13 protein-coding genes, 1 pseudogene and 2 other annotated features are annotated in these 15,963 nt (G+C 33.4%); of the genes and pseudogenes, 5 read left to right on the top strand and 9 right to left on the bottom strand.

Annotated features, from left to right (window positions below):
* Positions 1-98 precede the first annotated feature (98 nt).
* The 7 genes and pseudogenes from FD688_RS01700 to FD688_RS01730 form a co-directional block, all read right to left on the bottom strand.
* Positions 99-737, bottom strand: a complete 639-nt coding sequence (locus tag FD688_RS01700) for a sugar transferase (RefSeq protein WP_138741560.1) — start codon at positions 735-737, stop codon at positions 99-101.
* Positions 738-934: 197 nt separating this feature from the next.
* Entirely contained in the window at positions 935-1,843 is a 909-nt protein-coding gene (locus FD688_RS01705; protein ID WP_225426087.1) for an LCP family protein, read from the bottom strand.
* Between the two features lie 156 nt (positions 1,844-1,999).
* Positions 2,000-3,279: pseudogene (locus FD688_RS01710) on the bottom strand (NRAMP family divalent metal transporter).
* Positions 3,280-3,386: 107 nt separating this feature from the next.
* Positions 3,387-4,754: a hypothetical protein gene (locus tag FD688_RS01715; RefSeq protein ID WP_138741562.1), complete on the bottom strand. Its 1,368-nt coding sequence runs from the start codon at positions 4,752-4,754 to the stop codon at positions 3,387-3,389.
* A 76-nt stretch (positions 4,755-4,830) separates the two neighbouring features.
* Entirely contained in the window at positions 4,831-5,187 is a 357-nt protein-coding gene (locus FD688_RS01720; protein ID WP_190242870.1) for a hypothetical protein, read from the bottom strand.
* Positions 5,188-5,192: 5 nt separating this feature from the next.
* Entirely contained in the window at positions 5,193-5,519 is a 327-nt protein-coding gene (locus FD688_RS01725; RefSeq protein ID WP_138741564.1) for a hypothetical protein, read from the bottom strand.
* Positions 5,512-6,810 (bottom strand): Y-family DNA polymerase, encoded by a 1,299-nt coding sequence (locus FD688_RS01730; RefSeq protein WP_138741565.1) that lies wholly within the window; start codon positions 6,808-6,810, stop codon positions 5,512-5,514. The genes FD688_RS01725 and FD688_RS01730 overlap by 8 nt, the downstream gene beginning before the upstream one ends.
* A 264-nt stretch (positions 6,811-7,074) precedes the next feature.
* Here FD688_RS01730 and FD688_RS01740 point away from each other — a divergent pair, with 264 nt between their 5' ends.
* Positions 7,075-8,418 (top strand): glycosyltransferase family 39 protein, encoded by a 1,344-nt coding sequence (locus FD688_RS01740; protein WP_190242871.1) that lies wholly within the window; start codon positions 7,075-7,077, stop codon positions 8,416-8,418.
* 56 nt (positions 8,419-8,474) lie between these two features.
* Here FD688_RS01740 and FD688_RS01745 read toward each other — a convergent pair whose 3' ends face one another.
* Positions 8,475-8,714, bottom strand: a complete 240-nt coding sequence (locus FD688_RS01745; RefSeq protein WP_396020632.1) for a SemiSWEET family transporter — start codon at positions 8,712-8,714, stop codon at positions 8,475-8,477.
* Positions 8,715-8,975: 261 nt separating this feature from the next.
* Positions 8,976-9,203 (top strand) — a binding site (T-box leader).
* 150 nt (positions 9,204-9,353) lie between these two features.
* On the opposite strand from FD688_RS01745, the gene brnQ (FD688_RS01750) reads away from it, so the two are divergent.
* The 4 genes from brnQ (FD688_RS01750) to FD688_RS01765 all read left to right on the top strand — a co-directional run bounded on the left by brnQ (FD688_RS01750) (position 9,354) and on the right by FD688_RS01765 (position 14,010).
* Entirely contained in the window at positions 9,354-10,730 is a 1,377-nt protein-coding gene (gene brnQ / locus FD688_RS01750; protein WP_138741567.1) for a branched-chain amino acid transport system II carrier protein, read from the top strand.
* A gap of 95 nt (positions 10,731-10,825) precedes the next feature.
* Positions 10,826-11,479, top strand: coding sequence for a hypothetical protein (locus tag FD688_RS01755; protein ID WP_138741568.1), 654 nt, complete (start codon positions 10,826-10,828; stop codon positions 11,477-11,479).
* Positions 11,480-11,533: 54 nt separating this feature from the next.
* Positions 11,534-11,767: a binding site (T-box leader), on the top strand.
* A 123-nt stretch (positions 11,768-11,890) separates the two neighbouring features.
* The gene (brnQ, locus tag FD688_RS01760; protein ID WP_138741569.1) at positions 11,891-13,273 is read left to right on the top strand and encodes a branched-chain amino acid transport system II carrier protein; all 1,383 of its coding nucleotides are present in this window, start codon (positions 11,891-11,893) and stop codon (positions 13,271-13,273) included.
* A gap of 92 nt (positions 13,274-13,365) precedes the next feature.
* Positions 13,366-14,010 carry a hypothetical protein gene (locus FD688_RS01765; protein WP_138741570.1) on the top strand — a complete coding sequence of 215 codons (645 nt, stop codon included), beginning with the start codon at positions 13,366-13,368 and terminating at the stop codon, positions 14,008-14,010.
* A 187-nt stretch (positions 14,011-14,197) separates the two neighbouring features.
* Here the strand turns inward: FD688_RS01765 and FD688_RS01770 are convergent, their stop codons facing one another.
* Complete coding sequence (locus tag FD688_RS01770; protein WP_138741571.1) at positions 14,198-15,172, bottom strand: hypothetical protein; 975 nt, start codon at positions 15,170-15,172, stop codon at positions 14,198-14,200.
* Positions 15,173-15,963: the final 791 nt, after the last annotated feature.

Below are 15,963 nucleotides of genomic sequence, written 5' to 3' on the forward strand. Positions count from 1 at the left end.
ATCAATCAACAAATAAATGATGCATCATTTGTAATTACATATAGAAAAACTATTATAACTTTCTTGTTAACATTAACCTAAAAATTAAATTGTCTATTTCAATATGCGTTATTAGGGCATATCATAATCCATACAGTTTTTAGACATATTTTAATATCCAAAAACAATCCTGCATGTTGAATGTAATCTAAATCTAAATCCACCATTTCAGAAAAACTCAATGCATTTCTACCACTAACTTGCCATAATCCAGTGCAACCGGGCTTAATAATTAGTCTTTGTAAATCATGTTCACTATATCTTGCAACTTCTTCCGGTAAGGGAGGACGCGGTCCTACTAAAGACATGTCACCTAATAATACATTTAAAAGTTGTGGTAACTCATCTATACTGTGTTTCCTTATAAACTTTCCAACTTTAGTAACTCTTGGATCCTCTTTTATTTTAAACATGGCACCAGAAATTTCATTCAGTTCGTTCAATTCTTTACTTTTTTCGTCTGCATTAATAATCATGGATCTAAATTTAAAAATGTAAAAACATTTCCCATTAAGTCCAACACGCGTTTGTGTATAAAAGATAGGTCCCCTATCATCTATCTTTATAGCTAATATAGTCGGTATAGTTATAGGTAGTGTGATTATTAAACCAATTAGACTGATTAATATATCAAATAATCTTTTAACAAAGAAATAAAGTTTTCTATTACGAACAAAAACATAATTTATTTTTTGCAAGTCTACCTTCCTCTCACTTTCCAATAAAAAAATAATGAAAATATTTTTCAAGACAACATTAACGAATTATATCATCATATTTATGACTCCAAAAGAAGCGTATCCAAATATAATCTATATATAATCAAACGTTAAAAAAATTCTCAAAATTGTATTTAACCCAAAATAAAACGGGTGTGATAAATGTTCACACTCATTTATTTTAGACTGTCATTAATCATTGAGGAAATTCTACTTTGTTCCTTTCCAGAAACATCTTGGAAGGATACACCATATTCCATATCACCAGTACCATGAGCATAATCGCTATGAATATTTTGATTAGCTTTTCTATAGTTCAATGCTAATTGAATCATGTCATTCATTGTAAGATTGGTTTTTAAGTTTTGAGAAATCGAATCTAAGAACTTTGAATTAATAACTGTCTTATAAGAAATTGATTTTTTCATTAATGCTTGTAATACAAGTCTTTGACGATATTGACGACCATAATCGTTATTTGGATCATCATATCTCATTTGAGTGAACCACATTGCTGTAGTTCCATCCATGTGTTCTTTTTTACCCTTAGTATATTTATATCCACGACTAGAAAATGTTAGTGGCGATACGACATCAACTCCACCTACTTGATCGATTGCCTTCCTCAATCCACCTAAACTTAATGTTACATAGTAATCTATAGGAATGTTAAAATGACTTTCTATTGAGTTAATAGCTTCTTTTGGTCCACCATATGTGTATGCCGCATTAATCTTAGATGGGGAATATTGAGGGAAATCTGGGAGGTTAACTTTCATATCTCTAGGAATACTTATGATAGTAGTAGTTTCCTTTTTGGGATTTAAAGTCATAATCATCATACTATCACTTCTACCCCTATAGTTTCTGCCATCGAAATCAGTATCTGTCCCCATAAATAAAATGGACACTGGTTTCTTATTTTTTAAAATGCTATCTGCATTTCGAACAGTTTTAGCCCCTGAGGGCTTGTATACTTCATTAGCTACTTTTGACACTCTATGGTAAGCAGCAAAAGCTCCTACTCCAAGTAATACAATTATTATCCCAATTGTCCATAAAGTTACTTTTTTCCAAGTTTTCATGTGTTTTTTGGGTGTTTTATTATTGTTTTTTCTACTCACTTGTTCATCATTATTCAAAACACTCACTCTTTTCTAAATTATTTATATACATAACTATCAAGTATTATACATCAAATTCACGTTAATAATATCCATTAGTCATTTTACTACCTTATATTACAAATTCAATACCGGAATAACCATATATATACCAAAGACCATAACGATTAATGACAAAATGATTACAATTTTTTTGTACATACCCTTCATTCTGTAACTATTTGGTAAAGCTTTTCTTTCTAATTCAAGCAAAAACCCTAATACAATCGGCACCATTAAGGCATTAATCACCTCAACCATTATTGCAATTGATACCAACTTTTCATTAAATAACACTAATCCCCCACTAACAACCAACACTAAAAAATACATACCATAAAATCCTAAATTTGAAGAATTAATTCTTTCATTTAAACTATGCTTCCAATCTAATACTTCAGTCATTCCCCACGTACCAGCAAGGACAACAACAATCGCAGCAACCAACGCCCCACCTAAAATGCTGGAGCCCATAATAGCTTTAGCAGCATCCATTCCGATATATCTACCAGTAGAGTTTACTAAATCTCCTACAGTATTCTCATTAACTTGAATATGTTGATTAAATACAGTGGCTGCAAATAAAACGATGAAACCAATCATAATTCCTTGCGTAATGAAAGTTCCTACCATTGTGTCTGTCTGTTCTTTTCTAATCATGTGTTTCTTTAATCCTTTATCGACTACAGCACTTTGTTGGTAAAAAATCATCCAAGGCATGATTACTGCACCCACATTAGCCGCTATTAAATATACGTAAGAACTATCATAAATTGGTATATTTTTCATTCCATCGATAATAGAATCAACGTCAGGATGAACCATCGCAATTCCAATGATGAAAGTTAATTCAAACAACCCCAATATAATGCCAACTTTTTCAACACGTCGGTAGCTTCCTAAAGAAGCAATCAAAGTTAAGATCAGAATACTAAAGGGAACGGTTATCCATTTAGAGATTCCAAACAATTCGCCAACTCCAGCAATCCCAATAAACTCAGTCAAAAGAGCTCCAATCGTTGAAATCATCAAAGTAATCGCTGAGACATAAGCCCAAAATTTACCAAAATATTCGCGGATTAATTCACCATGCCCTTTTTCGTGACGATACCTAAGCGAACCGTCATTTCTTGTACCATAAATAGAATTGGAATTAACAATAACTGAGGTAAAATCATGGAATAACCATAACTAGCACCGGACTGTGCCGCCGTGATTAAGCAACCTGCATCTGTATCAGCGAGCATAACAATCAACCCCGGGCCAATCACAATTAACCATTTTTTCAACTCCAACCATAACCGTCTCAAACGGTTGATTGAAAAGTTATTAATTTCTGAATCTATTCTTTTTTTCATCAATAAGTATCCTTTCTATTTCTCATCTCTCAACAGTCAGGGCATTCAATTGTACAAAAAAATTTTTCAATAAAAAAGGGTTGTTATTTTCATAACAACCCCTTTATCTATTGACCTGATCTTTGATCAACGTTATCAAACAACCCGTAGAAAAGCTTTTGGTTATCTTTTCCTAAGATTCTTGCAACATTGAAATTTTTAATATAAACTCGTTTATTAATTGACTTAATATAGACCGTTTTTTCAACAATCAAATTTGGACTTTGGTTTGGATTTAGATGAATAACATTATTTGGATTTTCCTTATATTGTTCAACAGAATCCGATAAATTATAGCTTGGCATGATGTAATTATTAAATTGATTACTACCTAAAAATCCAACATTTACACCAATAATAATCGTTAATCCAACTGCCAATATAGATGTTACAAAGTAATTAGACAAACGACTTAGTGGTTTTTTCATCATTTGAGACACAATGGTCATCATGAAGAAAATTACTAAAGCATATGCTGGATAAGCATATCTAGCAATGTAAATAGGTCTTACCGCAACAGAAATCACAATTCCTGTCAAAGTGGTTAAAATGAATACTAACAATACAATCATTAGTGTCGATTTGAACTTCTTTGACATATTTAGATATGCCCAAAGTGTGGGATAGATTAATAATATCATCAAAGCAATCGCATAGTACTGCCCCCCATTATCGGTAAAGACATCCGCAAATAAATTAACAAAATTATTAATAATATTTTCGACATTAACTGGTGGAATCCAATAAGAAGATGACACCTGTTGGGCTTGTGCAAATGCGACAACTCCCCATGGAACAAACATTATTAAAAATACGACAATCCCACGTAGAATGGCGTTTCCGTCGTATCTATTAAATTGGAATTTAACGAAGTATAAGAACAGCATCCATCCCGCTGCGACGGCCGCAAAATAATGGGTATACGACGCAAGAGAAGCAAAGATAACTGCTAAGAAAATGTGGCCTATTTTTTGTGAGTTATCGTAGTGCTGCAATTGGTTCAATACCAATGCCAATAGTAATGCTGCCAAAGCGTACATTCTAATTTGCGTAGAATACCTCATAATGCTTGGCGCTAGAAAAAATCCCGCCCATTGGATGGCGTTGGCACCCGAAACACCCAAATTTTTCACCGTCTTTGACAGTGTTAAAAACGTTAAGATAGCTAACATGTATGAAAATAACCGCGCAATAATGACCTTAGTGAATAGCGAATTCGTCCAAAAAGCAGTGATACTCAAGAAGAATCTTAATGCTATATAGTAAAACGGTGGATGAACATCCATCGAATCCAGTCTGATTATATCCCCGTAATTATGTCCTACCATTGCCATCGTAAAACTTTCATCACGCCAAATTGTTGGGTGCATGAAAAACAACATGTATGCAATGGATATTAAAAATAGACCCAATGTAAGTTTGGCCTTCTTGTTCATCAGACGATCACACCTCTTTATTTATTAATACTAATTATATCAGAGCTTAGAAGGTGTGTCTTTTTTTGCTATAGAATTATTGAACAATCAAAATCTGTTGAATGGATAATACTATTTCACCATCTTCAACCATAATTGTTACCTGGCTAGTCTGTAAGTTCATTACAATCCCATTTATTACACTCTTATTTCCATCATCATTAACATAGGTAATCTCGGTCTTTGCGTGATTTTCACCCTTATGTTTTAATTCCTCATGAACACTTTGAAAATCCATGTACATAAAACTATCATCAAAAGCTTCCTTATGCTCTTTTCGCAACGCGCTAACGTGATCAGAAAGCATAAAACCTTGCCACTTTAACATTCCTCTGTCGTGATAATAATAATCAAAGAAATTTTGCACTGTCTTGTCGTCAATGTTGTGATCCAACAACTCTATCCAACCTTTCTTTTAGGACGCTGAATGTAGGAATTACGACTATCCCATTTAATTCCTTCAAATCCAGCGAAAACAATGGTTAACTTTAGTTCCTTTTCAATTGAGTTTAAGATTTCTTCTAAATCAGCAATCCAGGTACTTTCGACGTGATGAAGTGGTGTTACTCTAGTAATGTGGCCTGGTTTATATCTAATCATGTAAAAATTAAATTGATGATCGTAGTGGTCAAACACCACTTTAATTCGGTATTGAACATTATATTCTCGTTTAAATAATGGTTTTGCTCTATCTAGTATTAATTTTGCTGTTTGTTGGTTAGTCATATGCATTTCCTCCATTATGACCGCCTACTAATCCGGAACGTTTTAACATTGTAGCTCCTTTTTCTAGGCTATGCCCCTTAAAAATCGCTGTGGAACCAAATTTGTCCCTAATTTCATCTGTTACTTTATCGACTTTTGATTTTTTAATTTGCACTTCTGGGTCTGCGAAGATATCTAATTGTTGTGCATTACTATTGCTTAGTCTGGTATATGAGACACCGACATTTCTAACACGTTCTCCGTGCCAATACTTATGAAATAAATCCATGACCGCTCCGACTAATTCACGATTGTCCGAAGTTGTGGTAATTTTTTGCTCATGTGAGATACTGGTCCGGTCACTACCTTCACTTTCCACATATGAGAAACCAAGATAGAGATGAACACAGCTAGTTTGTTTCTTTCTGTGACGCAAACGTGACGCCACCTGTTCAGCTATTTCTGTAATGACTACTTCTAGTTCATGCTTGTCCTTATAATCCCTTGGTAGCACCTGAGAATTAGATAATCCCTTATCCTTGATTGGCACCTTTTGATTCAATTGCGAACGGTCGATCCCCCATGAAATCGCAAAGAGTTGGTAGCCCATGACTCCTAGATGTGCCTTCAATTGATATGGATTCGTTCTCGCTAACTCACCCAGATTATGAATGCCCAGTTTGGCTAGATTTTCAGCTGTATGTTTACCAATACTCCAAATCTTATCAATAGGTTCAATTGGCCAAACGTTTTTTGCAAAGGTGTCATAACTTAATTGACCGACTAGGTCTTTGTTACGTTTAGCAAACAAATCCAAAGCCAGTTTTGCCTGCACCGGATTGTCACCAATTCCTACGGTTGTATACAGACCAAGGCGTTGTCTAACCGTCTTTTGGATTTTTCTAGCTACTTGAGCAGGACTATCTCCAAACAAGTGCCATGTGTGAGTCAAATCCAAAATAGTCTCATCTATTGAGTATGGAAAGCAGTGTTTCTCATCTGCAAACTCATGAAAAATTTTATTAATTGCCAAATTCTTTTGAATGTACAAATTCATTCTCGGAGGGACCACAATCAATGAATCATCCCAAGGCAAATCACGTTTTCTAGTCACGTTCGTAATGTGAAATCTCTTTTTTGCAGTCGGAGACGATGCTAAAATCAATCCGCCGTTCGTATTGTCTTGATCAGACATCACAACTAGACTGGCCGTCAGTGGATTCAACCCTAATTGAACACACTCAACACTGGCATAAAACGACTTATTATCAATAACCATAAAGACCCCTTTGGGTTCATTTGAATAATCCATTTTGAGTTCCTCCTTTCAGTAAAATATATTATACGAACAAATGTTCTTTTTTGCAAACAAAAAAACAGACCGTTTTTTCGATCTGTCATCATAAGCCTTTTTTAATGAATAAACACCGTTACAAGTGTTATTAAACCAAAAATAACTCCCGGAACATTTGAAATAATTGTACAACCATAACCTTATAACTCTTTAATTTATGCAGATGAACCTTTAAAATATAGTATAATAATTCATATTTTATTATTTAAAGGAGAAATATTTATGAAAATAAAAAATAGCAAGAATTTTATTTTGGTAATTGCTATTATATTAATCACTATTCCATATCTCAGCATATCTTTGGGAAATGATGAACCTTTTACAATGGGTATCATAAGGCATAATTATCATCAGCTTCTATATCTAACATCGTTAGATATACATCCGCCTTTATACTTTATTTTTTTAAAAGCATTCTTATCAATCACTACTTTTTGGACAACTAACATATTTATAAAAATCTTGTTTTCAAGATTATTATCTTTAATATTCACAATCATATCATTCGTATTCATCAAAAAAATATTAATGTATCTAAAGATAAACATACATTTGATATCTTCATTATTAATTTTCCTGATTGTACCTTTAGAACTTGGATTATCACAAGAAGCAACTAACATAAGAATGTATTCGCTAACAATCATGCTCTTTTCAATTCAAATGTATTATACGATTAAGTATATTGATAGTTTAAAAAAGAAACATTTGTTATTAGTCTTTATAGTTGTTTCCGCATCATTATATACACAGTATGTATCCGGATTTATAAGTGGTATATATCTTCTACTATGTTCAGCTAATTTGTTTAGAGAAAGAAAAATAAAATCTGCGTTATCTATTATAATCTTGGGAACTACGTCATTAATATCATTCATACCTTGGCTTCCATACTTTTTAAAGCAAATGTCATATCAACAAAATCCTGGATCCATATCATTAATGTTTAAATTTATAATAGAAGTTATGACAATTACACTGATTTTTATTTTCCCTTACATTAGTTGCAAAAATATATTAGGAAATAAATATAAATATGTCTTTTCAATTCCTTTATCCATAATATTATTAACTATATTTATCTCTATAGCACGTTTCGTAATATCAGGCGGCATGATTTCAATAAGATACTTATCCCCCATATTAGTCCCTTATACGTTCATAAGTATCATTTTATTTATATATTCAGATAAAAAAAGAAATAATATCTTATCATTCATAATAATATTATTTATATCAATTTGCATGGGCATATCATTATTCAGACAATTAGATAGATATTTCATTCCACAATTCAGTTTCATTTCCAAATTTGACAAAATAAAAAGAATAAATAAGAGCGAGATTAATGTAAAAAAAGAGCATTTAAATACTTATTATTGGGATCAAGGTGCTGGTGGAGGGGGCAACGCTATATACTTATTATCAATAAATAAAAAAATCTCTGATAATAACTATATGAATACTTACACAACTCTAGGTAATGGAAATCCTAAACTGTTTAAAGCCATTTTCCCCAACATAAAACATTTCACTGATATAAATACAAATAAACAAAAACATTAAAACTTTTTGCAAACAAAAAAACAGACCGTTTTTTCGATCTGTCATCATAAGCCTTTTTAATGAATAAACACCGTTACAAGTGTTATTAAACCAAAAATAACTCCCGGAACATTTGAAATAATTAAAGGCCAATCTTTGTAGGTCTTAAACCAACCGTATAGTGTCCACAAGGTAGCATTAATAGTGGCAACAAATGGTTGGATTGGGCTAACTGGGTTACCAGAAAAGTTTTGTATAATCTCTGGAATGTAAGCAATGTACATTAATGATGAAGTAAAGATAGCCACTTTACTCATAATCTTTAGATTACGAATGCGGTTATCAGAAACTTCTCTTCGTTGATTCTTTGGAACATAATTATCAATCTTCATTGTATATATCTCCTCTACGTCTATGCATACTGAAAAATTGACAGCTATCTTTTGGTTTATAGTATATTAATATTATATCACTCACGTTTCAAGTGGTTTATTAAGAAAAGTATAAAATTAGTTAAACTTCTTTACCAAATTTAATTTGACTTTTTTCTAATCCAGTTTTAATATAATGACAAATAAACGATTGCGATGAGAAAGTTGAGTAATAACTGATATCAAACAAAGCGAGCTTCGTCTGGTGAAAGGAAGTGCTGATTAGGTTATGAAAATCCCTTTCGAGCGATGTACTGAACAAAAAGTAAAGTGCATGGGGAGCGCCCCTTACAGCGTCAGCGTATGTTAGTACGTCAAGGTAGCTTTTTTAAGCTACGAATGTAAGGTGGTACCGTGTCGAATGACGCCCTTAGTCTAATTGTAAATTAGATTAAGGGCGTTTTTTTGTACTCGCAATTAGTTAATTAATACATAAAAAAGGAGATGATGGCATGGATAGTCCGATTGATATTTTACACATAGAGATTCAATTCAAACACATACAATTTTTAAAGGAGATTTATTATGGAAGACTTAAACAAAAAGCCATTATCATTCAAACAATATCTAGTTGTTAGTTCACTTTTATTCGCACTATTCTTTGGTGCCGGTAACTTAATTTTCCCACTTCACTTAGGACAACTAGCAGGGTCGCATTGGTTCACCGCAATGCTTGGTTTCTTATGTACAGGAGTGGCATTACCTTTACTATCAGTTCTAGCCATCAGTGTTACTCGTTCAAAGGGTGTCTATGATATTGGAACACCACTGGGATCGACTTTTGCATTGGTATTCATGGTATTAATCCACGCTACCATCGGGCCACTATTTGGTACACCACGTACAGCTACAGTTCCCTTTGCAGTCGGAATTCAACCATTACTACCAAGTAACTTCGTCCACTATGGTTTGCTTGTATTCTCATTTCTATTCTTCCTAGCTGCATTCCTTCTTTCATATAAGGAATCATCAATCATGGCCAGCGTTGGTAAACTATTGAACCCAGTCTTTTTAGTTCTACTATTCGTTGTATTCTTCTTAGCATTCTTACATCCAATGAGTTCAGCAGGTAGCCAACCTGTCACCTCAGCATACCAAAACGGATCATTCTTCAATGGTTTCTTAGAAGGTTATAACACTATGGATGCCCTAGCCGGACTTGCCTTTGGTGTTACTGTCGTAACTGCCGTTAATCAACTTGGTAAGACTAATCCTCTTAGCAACGCCAAGGTAACTGCAAAAGCCGGTTTCCTAGCTGAGGCACTAGTTGGATTAATCTACGTTGTGCTAATCTGGTTAGGTGCCACAACCCTAGGTCAATTCAAGGCATCTTCCGATGGAGGTGTCGCATTTAACCAACTAATGACCTACTACTTAGGTGCGACTGGACACGCACTATTAGCGACATTATTAACTCTTACATGTCTAACTACTGCAATGGGGTTAGTTGCCGCATTCGCTCAAGATTTCCACAAACATTTCCCTGCATTAAGTTACGTTCAATGGTTAGGACTAATGTGTGTTGCATCATTTTTAACCGCTAATTTGGGTTTGGATACCATCATCCAATGGTCAACTCCAATGCTAATGTTCTTATATCCATTTGCAATGGTATTAATCCTATTATCAGTATTCTCACCACTATTCAAGCGTGATTCAGTAGTATACTTCTGGGTCGTATTATTAACCACTGTTCCAGCGTTGATGGACATGTTAGCTTTCTTCCCACCCGTCGTATCACAAAGTGCGTTCGCCAAGATGGTTGGAAACTTCCAACAAAGTTATCTACCATTGGCATCAATTGGAATGGATTGGGTGCCATTTGCAATCGTTGGTTTACTATTCGGCCTAATGTGTCACTGGTACAAAAATAAAAAATATTTACAAACCGTTACAGAATAACGTTTGTACAAACAATCAGAGTTGAGCAAAATGTTCAACTCTTTTTTTATTATTCAAGAGTGATAACATACTTAGATAAGAGAGGAAGTGCTATTTTGAAAAATAAAAAAGTAATCATTTCTGTTATATCAATTGTTGCTGTAATAATCCTTGGAACAGTGGCGTTTGCATCAGTTAAACATACCGACCAAACCCATAAAACTGCTGAATCAAGCAGCTCGAAGGCAACAAGTTCTACCATTTCAACTAGCAGTAGTTCAGCTTCTATGTCATCTAGTTCAAGCAGCAAAAAAGAAACTGCTAAGAAAAAAGAACAACCAAAGAGTTACACCATTCCAATTCCTGCTAATCCAATCTATAAACCAATCACCCATGATTTTTATGGTAACTGGTACTATGGTAACCAAGCTAAAATTCAAGTCGGTGACTACATCTTTAGAGGTGATCATCCCACCGATCCAGTATCTGGTCCTGGTCCGCTGGTAATGGAAAGATATCGTTCAACTAACGCCGTCTACATCAGATCATTATATGAAATCAACACTTACTGGCCTGCTACACTTAAGGTCAACGGTGACGAAAGTTATAACGTAATGGTCACAAGTAACGCCGACAAATTCACCGATTTCAAGATTTACACATCAGTTCCCACCAAGAAACCAATTAAGGAATATATCTTTAAACAAAGCCATCCTGAATTAGTAGACAAGAAATTCATTTCTACCGATGAATTGGATTCTTTAAAATAAAATTTGACTTTCATAAATTTTGCTGATATATTTTTTATATTCAATATATCAGTTAAAAAAGCGATGAAAAAGCAGAGTAACAATTCGGCTAGTTCAAGAGAGTCCCTACTTTCTGGAAACGGGATAACTACTAAATTGTGAAAGTATCTTTGGAGCTATATACCGAAATCCGTTGGAGAGTAACGTATATTGGGTACACCCATTACAGTGTTAGCGTATGTTAGTACGTGAAGTGGCTAGACTATTTGTCTAGCAATTAAGGTGGTACCGTGCACAAGCACCCTTGGTTCAATACGAACTAAGGGTGCTTTTTTATTGCTTTTAAAAAAGGAGATGATGGTTATGAAAAACGTCGTGAGTAGTTAGCACATATAACAAAATCAAAAAACGATTATTAAAGGAGCGCTTATTATGCAAGACGAAATCAAAGATATTAATACAAAACCATTGTCGATCAAACAATATCTAATCATCGGTTCAATGCTATTCGCACTATTCTTTGGTGCGGGTAACCTAATCTTCCCAATTCATTTGGGTCAATTATCAGGTGCCAACTGGGTACCGGCCATGCTAGGTTTTCTAGCGTCTGGAGTATTGTTACCTCTACTTTCGGTTCTATCAATTAGTATTTCTCGTGCAAAGGGAGTATACGACATTGCTAAACCACTGGGACCGGTATTTGCAATTATTTTCTTGGTATTAGTTCATTCAACATTGGGACCATTGTTTGCCACCCCTAGAACTGCCAGCGTTAATTTTACAGTTGGAATTCAACCATTCATCCCAGATCACTACATTAAACTAGCAATGTTTATCTTTACTGCACTATTTTTCATTGCTACATTCTACTTATCATATCGAACTTCTAGTATTATCGATAGCCTTGGTAAACTATTAAACCCATTATTCTTAGCACTATTGTTCCTAGCTTTCCTATTGGCATTCTTACATCCCATGGGAGCTGCATCAGCACAACCTGTTACTGCTGCCTACCAACACCAATCATTCTTCAATGGATTTTTACAAGGTTATAACACCATGGATGCGTTGGCTGGTCTAGCTTTTGGGGTAACTGTAGTTTCTGCTGTTAATCAACTAGGAAAGACATCCCCTAAGTCAAACGCCAAGGTAACCGCCAGAGCAGGTCTAATCTCTGAAGCTTTAGTTGGAATCATCTATATCATCCTAATCTGGATTGGTGCAACTTCATTAAATCTATTTAAAATAAGTACTGATGATGGTGGTACTACTTTTAATCAATTCATGGGTCACTACTTAGGAATTACAGGACATGCTTTGCTAGCAACATTGATGACTCTTACCTGTGTTACTACAGCGGTAGGATTAGTTGCAGCGTTTGCACAAGACTTCCACGAACATTTCCCACGTTTCTCTTATCATCAATGGTTAGCTTTTAACTGTTTTATATCATTTATCATAGCAAACGTTGGCCTATCACTTATTATCACTTGGTCAACACCAGTGCTTATGTTCCTATACCCATTTGCTATTGTTTTAATTATGTTAGCGCTATGCTCTCCACTCTTTAATAAAGATAAAAATGTTTATCTATTCACCATTATCTTTACTTTAATCCCTGCCTTCTTTGATATGTTAGCTGCCTTTCCTCCAGTTATTTCAAACATTGCTTTCGTCCGATCATTAATCAATGCGGAACAAAAGATTTTACCTTTTGCTTCAATTGGCATGGACTGGGTAATTCCAGCTATCGTAGGTGCCATCATCGGTTTAATCATCTACAAGATTAAGAAAAATAAAGAAACAAAAATTTAATAAAAACTTAACGGCTATCCCCTAGGGATAGCCGTTTTATTTGTGGTGAAAAGTGCTAAAATGAAATTGTATAAATTACGTGGAGGCGCAATATGAAAAAATTATCAATTATTGGATTTGCTTTATTAGCAGTAGCAACACTTAGCGCATGTTCAAATTCCAAAACTAAGCAAAAAGCTGATCAATCAGTTAATCCCACTAAGTACGTTAAGCTAGTAAACGAAGACAACCAAACTAAACTGGTCACTAAAAAAGGTAACATTACTTTCTATAAGACTTACCGTGGTACTAGCTATGATAACAATGGTAAGAAACGTTTCGACATGGTCCTATACAGTTTTAAAGCCACTAACAATTCAGACAAAATGTTAACAGCTGGCCAAATTGTCAACAACACTAAACTACTTGCTTCAGCCAAAGTCGATGGTAAGGACGAAAAACTAGATCAGCCTCTTGCCTACTCCTCTGCTTACACTAACAAGAACGCAAAAGAACAAGCTAAATTGAATCACTATGAACAAAGTTGGGAAAACGAACCAATTCGTCCTCATCAAACTATTATCGTAACAAGTCCAGATGCATTTAGATTAATCGATAACGGTAATAACGAATATATACATGTAGTTACCCAAGGCAATGACAATAATAAATCAGTTATCAGTCAAAAACACAATAAGCTATCACTATCACAAATTCATGCTAAAAAAGTGAATAAAGCTATCGACATTGTGAAGTAATAATAACACTAGCAAAGATGCATTAACCCGTAAATAAAAAGATAGGAGTATAATCTCCTATCTTTTTATTTACACCTATTTGACTTTATATTTTTAAACATATCATTAAAAATTGTAGCTAATAAAATTACTAAACCGATAAGAAAGAAAAAAATATTTTCATTTATTGATATTATTAATAATATTATTACTTTGATCGTCTAATGTTTTGTTTAAAACTATATTCTTTGATCAAAGAATATAGTAGAATAACGATTCCTAAAGAGCTTAATACATATGATAGATAATCATACCAAGACTTATGGACAATTACTCGTACAGTATTTTTTCCTTTATTCACGTTATTTATAGTTAACTGTGAATGATCATCAGAATAGAACTTAGCCTTATGACCATTAACTTTAATTTGATAATCAATACCCTTATACATGATAAACGGCATCTTAATTGACTTAGCCTTTTTAGATAGCTTAAATTTAAATTTACCATTATCAAGTAACTTAACAGAAATCTTTTTCCTTTTAGATATTCCAACTTTATGTTGAGAAATATCATCAGCAATTTTCAGAGAATTCTTAGGAAAATAGTCAGTGTATAGCCCCTGATCATCTCTAATAATATGTATAATGTTGTACCTATTTTGATAAAAATGATCCACAACTTCTCTCTGCCCAGACACCTGCATACACATTACTGTTAGGGTAACTAGACAGGTTACACCAAATATTTGTCTTTTATTCTTGCATAATTTAATAACGCTTACTGCAAATATATAGCATAGTAATACTTGGGTAACAATAAATATTCGCCAAGAAAATTGGAATGTACTTCTAACAAATGTGTTATTCAATTCATTCCACGGAAATAACGAACTAGTCAAAAATAATGATGCAATAGCGATCCAAAAGATTTGTTTATCTGGTCTCTCCATATGATTGTAGAATATGATTCCGACTATAATTCCAACAAAAGCGATAGTAGTAATGTATCTAACAGACATAATATTTAATGTCAATACAACTGAATTATTAAATACAAAGCTCATAAACGTATTGATATCTGTACCGCTCAGTTTCCACCAAACGTTTGGCATGCTAATTTGATTATGAAGATATAAAAATATAAATGGAATCCAAAAAAATCCAGTTAAAATAATTGTCATTGAGAAACACTTTAATAAAGAAATTAGTGTTTTCCTCTTAACTAAAGAGCGCCAATTGATTACTAAAATAACAATTACCAACATAGATATCATTACGGATGTTATAACATGACAAAAAATCACTGCACTAATTCCAATGGTCAATTCCAACCATTTATTAGCATTTATCAGACGATACGTTCCAAATAACACCATAGGAATAAAAATCAATGAAGAAGATACTCCTATGTCCATCAAAATAAAACTATAGAACAATGTCATAGTTGATAGAACATAACTAATCGAAAAAATAAAACTAATCCATTTATTCTTATTAAAACTGTAACAAGCAAAATATGCAACAATCAATGACAAAAAGTTTCTTAAAATAAACGTAATATATACCAAATGAACAAACGACTTAACAAATAAGGAGAGAATGATAACTGGAAGTAAGTTTATGTATGGATACATTGTCATTACTGCAGATCCGCTCTCATTAAATTTATTCAAAGCAACTCTTGAAAACAATCCATTACCATTAAGTATAGAATCTCTAATTTCATAAATCCTTGACCAATGAAATACTATATCAATTGAGCTTCCTACAAAATGCGATTTTAATAATATGTATGAACTCATTAATGACAAAACAGCAAATACTGCTAATACAAAAGCGGTATTTTTCACCATCTGTTTTATTTTATTTTTCATAAAAACATCCTTTATAAAATATATTTCTTAAAAATTATAGCACTAAAATAACAAAAAAGCTTTTAGATTAGTTGTCTAAAAGCTTTTTGTTTTATTCT

The sequence above is a fragment of the Apilactobacillus kunkeei genome (genome assembly GCF_005930975.1).
Taxonomy (GTDB): domain Bacteria; phylum Bacillota; class Bacilli; order Lactobacillales; family Lactobacillaceae; genus Apilactobacillus; species Apilactobacillus kunkeei_E.

Excerpts from the sequence above, each read along its gene's own strand:
- FD688_RS01705 (WP_225426087.1), bottom strand. The coding sequence starts at position 1,843 with ATGAAAACTTGGAAAAAAGTAACTTTATGGACAATTGGGATAATAATT.
- FD688_RS01715 (WP_138741562.1), bottom strand. The coding sequence starts at position 4,754 with ATGAACAAGAAGGCCAAACTTACATTGGGTCTATTTTTAATATCCATT.
- FD688_RS01725 (WP_138741564.1), bottom strand. The coding sequence starts at position 5,519 with ATGACTAACCAACAAACAGCAAAATTAATACTAGATAGAGCAAAACCA.
- FD688_RS01730 (WP_138741565.1), bottom strand. The coding sequence starts at position 6,810 with ATGGATTATTCAAATGAACCCAAAGGGGTCTTTATGGTTATTGATAAT.
- FD688_RS01740 (WP_190242871.1), top strand. The coding sequence starts at position 7,075 with ATGAAAATAAAAAATAGCAAGAATTTTATTTTGGTAATTGCTATTATA.
- FD688_RS01745 (WP_396020632.1), bottom strand. The coding sequence starts at position 8,714 with ATGAGTAAAGTGGCTATCTTTACTTCATCATTAATGTACATTGCTTAC.
- brnQ (WP_138741567.1), top strand. The coding sequence starts at position 9,354 with ATGGAAGACTTAAACAAAAAGCCATTATCATTCAAACAATATCTAGTT.
- brnQ (WP_138741569.1), top strand. The coding sequence starts at position 11,891 with ATGCAAGACGAAATCAAAGATATTAATACAAAACCATTGTCGATCAAA.
- FD688_RS01765 (WP_138741570.1), top strand. The coding sequence starts at position 13,366 with ATGAAAAAATTATCAATTATTGGATTTGCTTTATTAGCAGTAGCAACA.
- FD688_RS01770 (WP_138741571.1), bottom strand. The coding sequence starts at position 15,172 with ATGACAATTATTTTAACTGGATTTTTTTGGATTCCATTTATATTTTTA.